Raw genomic sequence first — 15,253 nt, 5'->3', positions numbered from 1 at the left:
CGCTCGAGACGGTCGGTGTGCCGGGTTCGTCGGGCTTGCCCTGCACCGTGAGGCGGATGCGGCCATCGACCTCGCGGTCGGGGTCGCCCGTGGCATCCTGCACGCGATAGCGCACGACCATCGTGCCGAAGAACTTGGCGTCGGGGGTGACCCTGACCTCGTCACCCGCGACCTCCACGTCGCCCTGCCCCGTCTCGAGGATCGCCGTGGTGACCTTCAGCGCCTTGTCGGGGAAAGGGTTCACGTCGTTGCCGAGCACCGGCACCGCGACGGTCTTGCCCTGGTGCGCCTCGGGGACGATGTCGTCGTTGGCCATGGGGAGGTCGCGCGTGGAGGCGATCACGCGGACGGTGACGGCCCCCTCGATGGGCTCGGTCGTGCCGTCGTGGATGCGCAGGCGGATCGTCGCGGCGGTGCCCTTTTCCGTCTCCGTCGCCGCCCGCACGCGCAGCTCGTCGCCCTCGATCGACGCCGTCATGCCGTCGGGCGATCCGCCGACGATCGTGTACTCGATGCCGTCGGCGTCCTCAGGATCGGGATCGGTGGTGAGCCCGCCGAGGTCGAGTGCCGTGGCATCCTCGCCGGGCGCGACATCCATCTGCCCGTTGACGAAGGTCGGCTGCTGGTTCTCGGGCGGCAGCACCGTGATCGGCAGGGTCAGCGTGGCTTTGCGGCCTTCGGGATCGTCGGGGCCGGTGCCGTCGGTGACCTCGAAGGTGATGGCATCGGGGCCGAAGTACCCGGCGGCCGACGTGTACACCAGCGTCGTCTGGTCCTTGATGAGCGACGAGCCGTCGTTGTGCGCGGCCGTGACCTTGGCGGCCTCGGTGATGACGACCTTGCCGCCGCCCGCCGCGCGGACGTGATCGGCGAGCGGCAGCTCGACGGTCTCGCCGCTCTTCACCTCGACCGGCTCGGTCGACAGCAGGGTCGGCGGCAGCGACGACAGCGCCGGAACGTGGATGAAGGCGGATGCCTCGTTCCCGTCGCGGTCGGTGAGCGTGTAGGTCAGGAGGCGGTCGGTGTCGTCGAGCGTGATCCGCACCGTGCCGTCCGCGAGCACGCGCGACGTCGGGTCGGCCACGGTGAGCTCGAGGTCTTCGACCGTGCCGTCGGGATCCTCGTCGTTGGCGAGCACCTCGAGGTCGACGACGCCCTCTTCGACATCGGCGGCGCGGACGTAGTCGTCACGCGCGATCGGCTTCTGCAGCGGCACGTCGTCGGCGACGGTGATCTGCAGCACGGCCTTCGCCTCGGCGCCGCGGGCGTCACGGATGGTGTAGCGCAGCGACGTCTCGACGGGCTCGGAGGGCGACGTCACGACGACGCGGTTGCCCTGGACCTTCGCCGTGAGGCCGGCGACGTCGGGCAGGATCAGCCCGTTCTTGACGATGCCGTACTCGTCGCCGTCGGGGTCGGAGTCGTTCGCGAGCACCGGCACGGCGACCGAGCGGTCGGGTCGCATGATGACGGAGTCCTTGACCGCATAGGGCGCCTGGTTCACGCCCTCGGGCGGCGCGATGCCGATCCGGATCGTCGCGGTCGCCTCAGCACCGAGGCGGTCGCGCACGCGATACGTGAACGTGTCCACGCCGGCGGTGTCGTCGAAGGCCTCGTAGACGAGGGAGTCCGAACCCGTCTCGACGACGCGGCCCTTGCCGGGCGACGACGCGATTCCGACGAGCTCCACGGAGTCGCCGTCGTCGTCGATGCCGTCCAGCGGCACCGCGATGTTCACACGGCTGCCGGCGAGCACCCGCGCGGTGAGGTCGCGCGGTCGCGGAGCCGCATTGGTCTCGGCGTTCACCGGGATCACCTGGATGGTGATGTAGCCGGCATCCTTCTGTCCGGTGCTGTCGACGGCCTCATAGGTCGCGTAGACGGTGCCGGGCTCGTCGGAGGCCCGGAAGCGGACGGTGTCCTGCGAGACGAAGACCTCGCCATCCTCGGGATCGGTGAGCGGCGGCACGAGGTCCGGGGCGACGTGGATCGTGTCGCCGTTGGGGTGGTAGTCGTTGTCGAGCACGGGGATCGTCACGACGTCGCCGGCGCGCACGACCACCTGGTCGTCGTTCGCGACCGGCGGCCGCAACTGCGCGGGCGCCGGAATGGGGATGACGATGACATCGCCCTCGGCCGACTGCGAGCCGTTGGAGATGCGGTACGAGATGCGCACCTGCTCCGAGAGCGCGCCCTGGTCGCTGATGCGCAGCGTCTCGTGGTTGAGCACGGCGACCGCGATCCCGGAGTTCGGCTCGACGGTCACTGACTGCACGACGAGGATGCCGCCGGAGGGGTCGGAGTCGTTCGTCAGCACGTTGACGAGCACTTCGCCGCCGCTCGGCAGAAGCGCGACGTCGCGCACGGCGACCGGCGGCAGATCGGTCTCGCCCTCGGGGATCACGTCGACGCGCACGATGCCGGGGATGCCGGCGGCACCTGCGGCCACCATGTACTGGACGTAGTAGGTGCCGGGCGTCGCGGAGCGGAACGAGAAGGTCTTGCTGGAGTAGTCGGGGACGATGTCGGCCCCGGACACCGGGTCGACGCGTGCCAGGCGCAGCGGCTCGCGGCCCGCACCGACGTCGTTGGCTAGCGGCGAGACGGTCGCCGTCTGACCGGTGCGCACGGCGATGTAATCCGCGTTCGTGACCGGGTCGATCGAGCCGACGGGTCGCACGTCGAACCGCACGGCGCCGACGGTCACGTCCGAGCCGTCCGAGACCGTGATCTCGACGTCCTTGCGACCCTGGGTGCCGCCGACCGCCCGATAGGTGATGCGCCCGTCCGACGTGAAGTCGGCCTCGTCGCCCTCGGCCGGCACGACGGAGCTGAGGAACACGTCGTCGCCGTCGGGGTCGATCCAGTCGGGCAGGACGTTGTACGTGATCGTGCCGCCGGCCTCGACGGCCACCGTCGTGACGCGCGTCTGCGTCGGCGGCGCGTTCACATCCCAGCCGCGCACCGAGAGCGACACCTTCGCGGTGTCGGTGCCACCGCGGCCATCGGCGACCTCATAGGTGAACGACGTCGTGCCCTGCGCGTCCTCGGGCACCGCGATCTGCAGCGCACGGCCGTTCTCGATCGACTGCACGTCGCCGACCGACGGACCACCGTCGAGCACCCGCGTCGTCAGCACGTCGCCGTCGGGATCGCTGTCGTTGTCGAGCAGGGGAAGGATGGTGGTGCGGCCCGGGCGGACGCCGAGGTCGTCGTCGTTGGCGTCGGGCGGGGTGTTGATCTCGGAGCGCTCGGGCAGGACCGTCTCGGTCGTCTCCTCCGTGGTCTGCTCGTCGTCCTCGGTCTCGCCCTCGGGAGGAGTGATCTCGTCCCAGTTGTCGACCCGCTGCAGATCTTCTGCAGCCATCCAGGTGGCCCCGCCGATGATGTCGTTGAGCACCACGACGTCACGGTTCACGCGGAACTTCAGCAGCGACGTCGGCTCGATGCCGTCGATGTCGACGGCGAGGTCGTCGCGCTCGCCCGCGCAGTCCCGCACGAACCGGCCCGAGCCGGTCCACGCGGCGTAGCCGCAGCCGTCGAGCCAGACGGGCTCGGCGGGTGCGCCCTCGGACCCGGCCTTCACCGTCGTCGGCTCGGAGCTGTCGAACGGCAGGCGCACGAACGCCGACTCCGTCGAGAGCGAGACCGCGTCGGACGCGGCGGAGGGCTGCTGCAGTGCGGCGTTGCGACCGCCGTCGACAACCGTCGCGCGGCCGTCGACGATGACGGTGCCGGTGGCGGCGTCGAGCACGACCGGCTTGTCGCCGACCGCCGTGATCGACAGCTCCGCCTTGTCATCCACGTCGGGCAGGCCGCTGCGGGCCGGGTCCTCGGGGGTACCGTCGGCGCCGGTGCGGACCGTGACCAGCTCGGCGCTCTCAGACGAGACCGCGTAGACGACGCCGTCGACGCCGACCGCGACATCCGCGCCCTTTCCGACATTCACGACCGGGTCGGCGCCCTCGATCTGAAACGTCCCCACGCTCTGGCTCTGGACGACCCACAGGTCGCCCGACGCGCGATCGAGGATGGCGACGGTCTCGCCGCCGAGGGCCACATCGGCGTCGCCCGGCAGGGCCGCGGCGCCCGACATCGCGACCATTCCCGGGTCGATGACGCCCACCGTGGAGCCGGCATCGTCGACCATGAGCACCGTCGACCCCGACTGGAGGATGTCGTAATCGTCGCTGGTGGTGCGCAGGCCCCCGTCGAGCACCTGCGACTCGTGGTTGAAGTGGCCGACGAGGAGGCTCGACTGCTTGGTGACCCAGACACCGCCGTCGTGCAGGTCGACCTCGGTGGTGGGCACGCCCTGATAGACGAACGCGAGCGTCGTGATGGTGACGGCGGCAGCCGTGACGGCGCCGGCCGATGCGAGGGTGCGAGGGCGCGCGCGAAGCCAGGTGAAAGACCTCATCGAACCTCGGCCACCTCCGGGGTGTCGTGCGTCTGTACGTGGCGTCGGGACCTGACGTGGGGCGTCGGGCGCTCACAAAAGACATTGGGGGACGGTTCAGCCTAACCCGCCGCAGGGAGTGCTATTGGACGGGGAGTGCCAACATCCGAATCGTAATCGGCCTGATCAGAGCGCAGCGATGGGGACAAACACCCATCCACGGGCGAGTCCGCACGAGCGAGCGCTTCAGGCGCGGCCGGGCGTACCCGGCCGCGCGCGATCACGCGCCGGTCGCGGCGACCGCCGACGCGCCGACGTACTCGCGCAGGTGCTGGGCGGTGAGCGTGTCGGCGCTCGCGACGAGGTCCGCCGGAGTCCCCTCGAACACGATCGCGCCGCCGTCGTGGCCCGCACCCGGACCGATGTCGATGATCCAGTCGGCGTGGGCCATGACGGCCTGGTGGTGCTCGATCACGATCACGCTGTTGCCCGCCTCCACGAGGCGGTCCAGCATCCCGAGCATGTTCTCGACGTCGGCGAGGTGCAGGCCGGTGGTCGGCTCGTCGAGCACGTAGATCGCGCCCTTCTTCGACATCGAGATCGCCAGCTTGAGGCGCTGGCGCTCACCTCCCGACAGGGTGTTCAGCGCCTGACCGAGCGTGAGATACCCGAGGCCCACGTCGATCATGCGCACCAGGATCGTGTGGGCGGGCCCCTTGGCGAAGAACGCCGCCGCCTCGGACGCCGACATCGCGAGCACCTCCGCGATGTTCTTGCCCTCCAGCGTGTACTCGAGCACCTCGTCGCTGAAGCCCGACCCCTCGCACAGCTCGCACAGCGTCTCGACGGTCTGCGTGAAGCCGAGGTTCGTGATGATCACGCCGAGGCCGCGGCACGCCGGGCACGCACCCTCGGAGTTGGCGCTGAACAGCGCCGGTTTCACGCCGTTGGCCTTCGCGAAGGCCGATCGGACGGTGTCGAGGATGCCGGTGTACGTGGCGGGACTCGAGCGCCGGTTGCCCTTGATCGGCGACTGGTCGACCTCCACGACGTCGTCGAAGGCCGGGACGTTGCCGTGGATGAGCGAGGACTTGCCGGATCCCGCCACGCCGGTGACGACGGTCAGGATGCCGAGGGGCACATCCACGTCGACGTTCTTCAGGTTGTGCTGGGTGGCGCCGCGGATCTCGAGCGCGCCCTTCGGAGCGCGGGTCGACGGCTTCAGCCGCGCGCGGTCGTCGAGGTGGCGGCCCGTGATGGTGCCCGACGCGCGCAGGCCCGCGACATCCCCCTCGTACTGCACCTCGCCGCCCGCGCGACCGGCACCCGGCCCGAGGTCGACGACGTGGTCGGCGATCTCGATCACCTCGGGCTTGTGCTCGACCACGAGCACGGTGTTGCCCTTGTCGCGCAGCAGCTTCAGCAGCCGGTTCATGCGCTCGATGTCGTGCGGATGCAGCCCGGCCGTCGGCTCGTCGAAGACATAGCTGATGTCGGTGAGCGGCGAGCCGAGGTGGCGGATCATCTTGGTGCGCTGCGCCTCGCCGCCCGAGAGCGTGCCCGACGAACGGTCCAGCGACAGGTAGCCGAGACCGATGTCGATGAACGACGCGATCGCCTGCCGGAGCCCGCTCATCAGCGGCGCGACGGACGGGTCGTCCACCGTGTGGAGCCAGGCTGCGAGATCCGTGATCTGCATGGCCGCGGCATCCGCGATGCTGATCCCCTTGATCTTGGACGACCGGGCGCCCTCGTTCAGCCGCGAGCCGCCGCAGTCGGGGCACGGCATGAACTTCACCGCCCGGTCGACGAACGCGCGGACATGCGGCTGCAGCGAGTCGCGGTCCTTCTGGAGGAACGACTTCGTGATCTTCGGCACGAGACCCTCGTAGGTCATGTTGATGCCGTTGATCTTGACCTTCGTCGGCTCCTTGTAGAGGAAGTCCTCGCGCTCCTGGTCGGTGTAGTCCTGGATCGCCTTGTTCGGGTCGACGAATCCGGACTCGGTGAACCCCTTCACCATCCAGCCGTCGACGTTGTAGCCCGGCACCGTCATCGCACCCTCGGCGAGCGACTTGGTCTTGTCGTACAGCTCGTCGAGGTCGACGTCGCTCACCTCGCCGAGGCCCTCGCAGCGCGGGCACATGCCGCCGGTGATCTCGAACGAGCGGCGCTCCTTGACCTTCTTGCCGCCCTTCTCCATCGTCACCGCCCCCGCGCCCGACACCGACGGGATGTTGAACGAGAAAGCCTGCGGCGAACCGACGTGCGGCTGCCCGATGCGGCTGAAGAGCAGGCGCAGCATCGCGTGGGCATCGGTCGCGGTGCCGACGGTCGACCGCGCGTTGGAGCCCATGCGCTCCTGGTCGACGATGATCGCAGGGCTGACGTTCTCGAGTGCATCGACGTCGGGACGACTCAGTTGCCCCATGAACTGCTGCACGAACGTCGGGTACGTCTCATTGATGAGCCGCTGCGACTCGTTCGCGATGGTGCCGAACACCAGCGACGACTTGCCCGAGCCGCTTACCCCCGTGAAGACCGTGAGCCGGCGCTTCGGGATCTCGACCGACACGTTCTTCAGGTTGTTCTGACGCGCGCCGACGACGCGGATGACCTCGTGCGAATCGGCGACGTGCGAAGGGGGGTTCTCTGCCATGCCCACAGTCTGCCCGGCGATGCGGACACCGCGCTTCCTGAATCCTGCTCGGTCCCGGTTGCGACCCCGGCCGGCCCCGGCGCCGGCATTCCCGGCTCCGACACGCCTAGGCCCGCCGGAGCATGTCCCACTTTCGCGCGTATGCGGCCTGTCTTGCGCACTTAAGTGGGACACGACGGGCGGAAGGTGGGACGCGCAACGCCGTCGTGGCCGGCGCGACGGGCCCGGCGTCGTCGTCAGGCCGCGCTCGCGGCGGGCTCGGGCCGAGGATGTCCCACTTTCGCGCGTGTGCGGCCTGTCTTGCGGTCTGAACTGGGACACGACGGGCGGAAAGTGGGACGCGCAAAGCCGTCATCGCCCGCGCGACGGGTCCGGCGTCGTCGTCAGGCCGCGCTCGCGGCGGGCTCGGGCCGAGCATGTCCCACTTTCGCGCGTGTGCGGCCTGTCTTGCGGTCCGAACTGGGACACGACGGGCGGAAAGTGGGACGCGCAAAGCCGTCATCGCCCGCGCGACGGGTCAGGCGGCGTCTGCCTCGGCGGGCGCGGTCGGCGCGGCGGGCTCGACCGCGAAGTTGTCGCGGAAGACGCTGCTCGGGTCGTACGCCGCCTTGATCGCCTGCAGCCGGGCGAGCGTCGCGGGCGGGAAGGCCTCGGCGATCCGCTCCGGCCGCTCCGACGAATCGAAGCTGAGATACGACCCCCGGACGTGCGCCGCCAGCGTCCGCCACTGGGCGTCGAGGCGGTCCGGGTGGGAGCCGAGGGCCGCCACGGAGAAGTTCGCCGACCGGTTGGCGTACGCCGTCGCGTCTTCGGCGACGTCGGCCACCGCCCCGCCGACCGCGCGCAGCTGGAAGAAGGGCACGGCGCCGGATTCCAGCATCCGTGCCGCCGCCGCGGCGAAGGCCGGCGTGACGTGCTCGATGAGACCCGAGCGGGAGTGCGGCTCGCCGGCGCCGTGCTGCGGACCGAGATCGGCATTCGCCATGATCTGCGCGTACGTCGTCAGCTGCACCGACTGCTGCACGAGCGGCGCGAGCTCGGCGAACGGCTGCAGGCGGGCGATGATCGTGTCGGGGTCGTCGGAATCGACGACGCCATACAGCTGCACGACCCACTCCAGCGGCTGCCGGCGGCCAGGTTGCGGCTGGCCGGGCCGGGGGCCGCCGGTCAGCAGGAAGAGGGTGAGGTCGCGGGGCGACGCCTCGACGATGCGGCCGTAGCCCTCGAGGAATGCCGCCACGTCGTCGACCTGGAACGCGAGCTGCGCGTAGCCCACCTGGCCCACCTCGTCGACCTCGAACTCGAACGCCGTGACGACGCCCACGTTGGCGCCGGCCCCGCGGACTGCCCAGAACAGGTCGGGGTGGGTCGAGGCATCCGTCCGGACGATCGAGCCGTCGGCGAGCACCACCTCGGCCGCGCGCAGGTGGTCGATGGTGAGGCCGTGCTCCCGCGCCAGCAGGCCGATGCCGCCCGCCGTGGCGAGCCCGCCGACGCCCACGCCGCCGTAGTCGCCGGAGGTGAGCGCCCAGCCGTGCTCGCCGAGCACGGCGGCGACCTGCGCCCAGCGGGCGCCGGGGCCGATCCGCACGAGCCGGCGATCGGCGTCGAGCACCTCGATCTCGTCGAGGCTGCGGAGGTCGATCACGATGCCGCCGTCGTTGGTGCTGCGGCCGCTGATGCCGTGGCCACCGCTGCGGACCGAGAGCGGGAGCTCGGGATGCCGCCGCGCGAAGCCGATGGCCTCTGCGACCTGCTCGGCCGACGCGGGCTGCAGCACGATCCCCGGCGCGCCGCCGCGCATGTAGGTCGCGCGCACGTCGCCGTACTCGAAGTCGCCGGGCTCGATCGCACGCAGGCCGACCGGCACGTCGTCGTAGGCGATGCCGTCGCGGCGCGCGGCGAGCGCCGCGGACGAGCGGGCCGGTGCGGAGGAGACGCCGCGGGTGCCCCGTTCGGCCGCGACGAGATCGCGGACCGCGGGCGCGACCTCTTCGCCGAAGCGCTGCAGGAGGTTCGGGTCGTCGCCGGCGAGGATGAACGTGCCGATGCCGTCCTCGAGCGCGAGCTGCGCGAGGCGCTCGGCGAACTCGCCCGGGTCTGCGGCGAGCTGCCCGACGTTGAGCAGGCGGCGGATCTCGCGCGGGTCGCGGCCGACGGACTGCGCCGCCTCGTCGATCGCCGCGTTGCCCTTGGCGAGGTCGCCCGGCTGCATGTAGCCGAGCGACGGCAGCCAGCCGTCGCCCTTGCGGCCGGTGAGCGAGAGCATGCGCGGCTTGTACGCGCCGATGTGGATCGGGACCTCGTGCGCGGGCCGCGGACCCCGCTTCGCACCGTGCGCCCGGTGGTACCGGCCGTCGGTGAACACGCCGCCGCGCTGGTCGGTGCGCCACAGCTCGCGGATGAGGTCGATCGCCTCTTCGAGCGCCGTGACCGCCTGGCCGGGCGTCAGGCGCGTGCCGCCCATGGCCTCGATCGCGTCCCAGAACCCTCCGGCGCCGAGCGCGAGGTCGAAACGGCCGCCCGAGAGCAGGTCGATGCTGGCCGCGGCCCGCGCCACGACCGCGGGCGGGCGCAGCGGCACGTTGAGCACGTTCGGTGCGATCCGGATGGAGTCGGTGCGCGCCGCGACGAACGACATGAGTGTCCACGTGTCGAGGAACGCGGGCTGATAAGGGTGGTCCTGGAAGGTGACGAGATCGAGACCGGATGCCTCGGCCACCTGCGCCAGCAGCACCGGGGCCTCCGGGGTCGCGGCCGCCGGGGTGATGAATGCGCCGAATTCGAGCGGGTGTCCGTAGTCCACGGTCTATGCGAACGCATACGCGCGGCCGATTGTTCCTCGCACTGCCGGCACCTCGGAGTCATGGTCGCGGTGCGCGCGGGCGCGGCTCTCCGCCAGCCCCGTGCTCGACGGCCCGGTGCTCCACGGCTTAGTCTTCGCCCGCCCGGCGCTCCGTCCGGCGGTGCACGGTGCCCGCGCTGCCGTCGATCGTGACGATCTCGCCGTCGCGCAGGGTGCCGGTGGCGCCGACGGCTGCGACGACCGCCGGGACCCCGTACTCCCGCGCGATGATCGCGGGGTGCGACAGGGCTCCCCCGGCGTCGGCCACGAGGCCTCCGATCATCGGGAAGATCACCGACCACGACGGCCGCGTGCCCGGGCAGACGACGATGTCGCCCGGCTCGATGCGGTGGAAGTCGGCCTCGGCGTGCACGACGCGCACCGGCCCGGTCACGTGCCCCGGCGACGCGGGCACGCCGCGCAGCACGCCGTCGTCGCCCTCGGAGAGCGCGGTGATGCCGGGCATGATGAGCTCGCCCATGAGCATCTCGGCCTCGGTCGGAGTGCGCTCCGCCCGCGTGAGCCACGTGAACCTCGGCGCCGGCCCCGGATCCTCGCCGTAGCTGATCGGTCCGGGGTGCGCGATGGCCCACGCGCGTTCGCCGCGGGCACGCCGCGCCTGCGCGCGCACGTCGTCGAGAGGATGCTTCGAGCCGAGCGCCGCCGCGGCTTCTTCGGCCGTGAGATGGAAGACGTCGTCGGGGGCATCGAGGGTCTCCCGCGCGGCGAGACGGCGGCCGGCCTCGAGCGCGGCATACCGCACGAGTGCGAGCGGCGCGTCGGCCGTGAGGAACACGTTGTCGTCGCGCAGCCCGTAGACCCGCTCGGCGCCGGCGAGCAGCCGGTCGAACTCGGCGAGCCGCGAACGCCCACCTGGGGAGCCGGACAGCTGCGTGCGCGCGCGGTCGGCGACCTCGCGACGCGCGTCCGCCCGCGCGATGTCACCGTCGACCGAGCCCGCCTCCGCGGCAGCGGCCAGCAGCGCGTTCAGCAGGTGCGGGGACTCGGCGAGGGTGGGCTCGGCCACCTCGATGTCGAGCGCGCGGCAGCCGTAGTAGCGGAGGAACCGCTCGTACGCGTCGGCGCGATCCGGGCTGTCCGGGGGCATCGCCGCGATCGCCGCGAGCGCGCGCCCGGGGTCGGATGCGACGGCGGCCAGCCCCGACAGCATGTCGAGCGTCTGCTCCGGCGCCCAGCCGAGGCGGGCTCGGCAGAACTCGACGAGATGGAAGATCCCCAGCCCGTAGGGCATCGCAACGCGGAAGTGCAGTTGGATGCTGCGGCGCATGGTCTCCGCCCGGGCACGCAGCTCCGCAGCGAGAGCGTCATCGTCCAGACCGCCGAGGTCCACATCTTGTGACGCCAGGATGCCGGTCCGCAGGTCGTCGCGCAGGTGATCCTCCCACTCGGCCAGCAGGCGGGAGGCGGCATCCGACCTCATCGCGTGCCGCGCCACCCGCAACCGGGCCCTGCCCTCGCGCGATGTGCGGACGAGCGTGGAGACGAGCCACCCCGGCAGTGTCGGCGGAGCCTTGCCCGGTGCGGGCGGCGGAGCGCCGACGGGGACGATGGTGAGGTAGTGCCAGCCGCCGATACGCGCGCCCGCGAACGTCGCGAGCAGACCCCACTCCAGGTTCAGCGGACCCACCGCCGCGCCTTCGTCGACGACGCTCGACGTCATCCGCGTACGGGGAAGGCGGCCGTGCGTGGGGTCACGCACCCAATACCCGGGCGGCACGACGATCTCCACCGGAATCTGCTCCGCGAGCGCCGTCACGGGGCGCGACTGCACGAGCCACACCGCGCCGTCCTCGACGGCCCACTCGACGTCCTGGGGACCGCCGCGGGCCTGCTCGGCGAGGAGTGACAGCCGGATCACCTCGCGGAGCGGGGTGGCGTCGAGAGGTGCGCCGTCGAGGTCGAGCGTGTCGGTGGACACCGCGCCCTCGTCGTCACGGTCGAACCGCTGCACCCAGGGCGTCGTAGCGCCCGACACCAGTGCGGCGCCCAGCCCCGCGACCGCGTTCACGACGACCGCGGGCGCGCCGGTCAGGGGGTCGACGGTGAACGTGACGCCCGCGGCATCCGCCATCACCATCTGCTGCACGATCACCGCACCGGACTCGCCGATCGAGCCGAGCACCGTGTCGACGGCGGCGGTCATGGCGTCGACGTCGCCGGCGGGAACGCTCAGCACCGTCTCGTACGCGCCCGCCCCCGACGAGACGGCACCGTCCTCTCCTTCAGCGGACGACCGCACCGCGACCGTGTCCCACGCGTGCACCCGGGCGATGGCGACCGCAGCGCTCGCGATCGAGGGAGCGGCCGCGCGGGGTGCCGCGTCGAAGACGACGCCGGGGGGCACGGGCAAGCCGGTGGCGAGCAGCGCGGCCAGGCCCTCCGCCTTGCCGCCGTGGCGCGGGAGTGCGGCCGTGAGAGGGATCGCTTCGATGGTTCTCATATCGCCATGCTCCGCTCGAGTACCGGCAGCCGGCATCCGTTGCGGTACGTACTTTTCACGACGCAGCCCCCCTTCACGACGCGGCCTGGCCATCCGCGCCCGCCGCCCACCGCTGCACCAGCGCGAGCCGCGATTCGACGCCCAGCCGGCGGTAGACATGCTGCAGGTGGGTCTCGACGGTGCGTTCGCTGAGGAAGAGCCGCCGCGCGATCTCGGCGTTCGACAGACCCGCCACGACCAGATCGACGACCTCGGACTCGCGGCGGGTGAGCTCCCCCGCGCCTCCCCGGCGGCCACCGATCCGCACGCCGATGGTGCGCGCGAGCCGGCGCGCGCGATCGCCCCAGTCGTCGAGGCCCTGCGTGTCGAAATACGGCACCAGTTCGAGCACCGCGTCCCGTGCCGAGGCTTCACCGCGCTCCGCGGCGAGCTCGGCCCATTCCAGCCGGGTCTCGGCGGCGAGCCCGGCGAATCCGAGGCCGGCGAGGGTGGTCGCACTGTCGTCGAGCGCCTCGATCGCGTCTCGGCGACCGCGGGTGGGCACGAGGCGCAGCGCCCGCACGCGCTGCGCGAGGGCGGCGGCGGGCGGGCTCGTCGCCAGCCTGTCGAGCTCGGCGAGGGCGAGATCGAGGACCGCGTCGTCGCCGTGCTGGAGCGCCAGCCGCGCCGACAGCATGGGCAGCAGCAGGCGCGACGGCCCTTCGGTCCGCTCCATGCGGAACTCGAACGACGGCGGCATCGATCCGCCGTCGCGCAGGGCCAGCTGCGCGCGGGCGAGCTGCACGATGGTCGCGAGCAGCAGATTGCCCTCGAGGGGGAAGATGCGTCCGGCCTCGGCGACGAGCGATCGCGCCCGCGCGACGTCGCCGCGCATCGCGCTCAGCAGCGCCACCCACGCCGCGCACCGCACCAGCCCGCGCGGCACCGGCGCCGCGCGGGTCATCGTCAGGGCGCGCTCGGCGTTCTCGGTCGCGGCGATGAGATCGCCCCGCATCGTGGCGACGGCGGCGCGCTGAACAACGACGGATGCCTCGACCGCACGCGGCACGCGTCCGTCGAACGGCGTCGCGGCATAGCGCTGGGCGGCCTCGAGATCGCCCCGCAGCGTGCACAGCCGGATGAGTTCGCGCAGCAGCGCGCCGGCCAGCTCCGGCGCGGCGTCGCCTGCTACTGCGAACCCCTGAGCCGCCTGGTTCTCAGCAAGCTCCAGGTCTCCGGCGATCGATGCCCGCACCGAGCGGCCGAGCGCCGCGGCTCCGCGCCCGGTGGGCGTCGCGTCGTCGCCGTCGAATCCGACGAGGACCGCGCACACGGCATCGGTCTCGACGAGATCGTCGCCACGGTCGGCCAGGAACAGGTGCCGCACCGCCATCGCCGCACGATGATCGGGGGTGTCGTAGACGCCCACTGTCAGCGGGGTGGCGGCGGGCGTGCCGCGATCCGCCCTGAGGTAGATGCGATACAGGTGGAGCTCGTCCCGCTGCGCAGGCGTGGCGACGTCGGCGAGGCGCTCGGCGCGGCGCAGGAGCACCTCCGCCTCCTCGAGCGGACCTGCGAAATACCGCGCCACCGCATGGGCGAACAGCGTCTCGAACGCGCGTACCCGGTCAGCCGGCGTGCCGCCGTCGACCGCCGACTCTGCGAGGGCGGCGGCGACCTCGAGGTCGGCGACGGCTCCATCGGGATCGGATGCCGCCAGCCGGCGTTCGGCCGACGCCCTCAGCACCGCGATCGAGAAGTCGCGGGGCAGCCGGTCGGCGACGAGTCGCACGTGCTCGGCCGTCTCGCGGGGATCGACGCCGGGGAGGCCGGCGAGCCCCTCGGCGTACGCGGCGCGCAGGCCCGCAGCGCGGGCGGCCCCGGCGTGCGCTGCGACGACGACCGTGCAGACGGGCACCGCTGAGCGCACCCGCACGCCGTCGATCTCGATGAGTCCGGCGTCGACGAGCCCCGCGAGCACATCGTCGAACCCGTCGATCTGCAGCACCTGCTCGATCGCCGCGATCCGCGGAGCGGGGCCGCCGATCGCGATGACCTCGCACATGGCCCGAGCATCCGGCGGAAGGTCGGCGAGCAGGTCCTCCACGACCGCGCTCACGGCCGTCGGCACCGGATCCCCCGCCGGCGGGCGCCCGGTGCCGCCCGGCCCCGGCACTCCGCCCGGCAGGGCAGGCCGGCCGCCCTCCGCATCGGGCGCCGACATGGCGCCCGACCAGACGCCGAGCAGCCTCAGACGCCCACCGCACGCGCGCGCCGCATCGATGTCGCCCGCACCAACCGCGGCGAGCGCATCCTCCGGCGGCAGCGGCTCGACGTCGACGACAGCGGCGGGGTCCCCGCGCACGGCGTCGCGCACGAGACCCGCCGCCGAGCCGAGGGGCCGCCGCCCCGACACCACGACGACCCGCGTCGCGGCTGCCTCGCGCAGGCGTTCCACCTCGGCCCGCGGCATCCGCTGCACATCGTCGATCCACCAGATCGAGGCTGGGCCCACGCGCCCAGAGGCTCCGGGCGACCCGCCTGGGCCCATGCGCCCAGAGGCTCCGGGCGGCGCGCCAGCGGCGAGTGGAGGGGCAGCGGAGACGGCGTCTGGAGAGGACGTGGGGACCGTCTCCGGCAGCGCCGCCGATGCCGCGTCGACCCTCGCCCGCAGCGGCCGCAGCGCCTCATCGACCACCGCGGTCGTGCCGACACCGGCCGGACCGCTCGCGACGATCGTGCCGCCGCCCGCGCCGAGGGCGCGATCCACCGCAGCGGCGACCCGCTTGATCACCGCGTCGCGTCCCAGAAGCTGCGGCATGCCAGTCCCCCTGGCCTCGCCGCCACAGTAGCGCCTCCGCCGCTGCGGCGCACCGGGTCGCGTGGCCTCGCCGCCGCAGCGCCCCGGGT

The 15,253-nt window shown here is 72.3% G+C and carries 5 protein-coding genes; all 5 read right to left on the bottom strand.

The window, feature by feature from the left end; genetic code table 11:
• Positions 1-4,420: Ig-like domain-containing protein (locus B2K11_RS01395; protein ID WP_163616093.1), on the bottom strand; the 4,420-nt coding region annotated here is incomplete at its 3' end.
• Positions 4,421-4,679: 259 nt separating this feature from the next.
• Entirely contained in the window at positions 4,680-7,058 is a 2,379-nt protein-coding gene (locus tag B2K11_RS01390) for an excinuclease ABC subunit UvrA (RefSeq protein ID WP_163616091.1), read from the bottom strand.
• 517 nt (positions 7,059-7,575) lie between these two features.
• Positions 7,576-9,864, bottom strand: a complete 2,289-nt coding sequence (locus B2K11_RS01385; protein WP_163616089.1) for an LLM class flavin-dependent oxidoreductase — start codon at positions 9,862-9,864, stop codon at positions 7,576-7,578.
• 127 nt (positions 9,865-9,991) lie between these two features.
• Complete coding sequence (locus B2K11_RS01380; RefSeq protein WP_163616088.1) at positions 9,992-12,364, bottom strand: PEP/pyruvate-binding domain-containing protein; 2,373 nt, start codon at positions 12,362-12,364, stop codon at positions 9,992-9,994.
• A 73-nt stretch (positions 12,365-12,437) separates the two neighbouring features.
• On the bottom strand, positions 12,438-15,164 hold the full coding sequence (locus B2K11_RS01375) for a LuxR C-terminal-related transcriptional regulator (RefSeq protein ID WP_163616086.1): 2,727 nt from the start codon (positions 15,162-15,164) through the stop codon (positions 12,438-12,440).
• Positions 15,165-15,253: the final 89 nt, after the last annotated feature.

It is taken from the genome of Microbacterium sp. B35-30 (assembly GCF_010634855.1).
Classification (GTDB): Bacteria; Actinomycetota; Actinomycetes; order Actinomycetales; family Microbacteriaceae; genus Microbacterium.
Note: the sequence above shows the minus strand (reverse complement) of the source record. Positions and strands in the feature narration are given on the sequence as shown.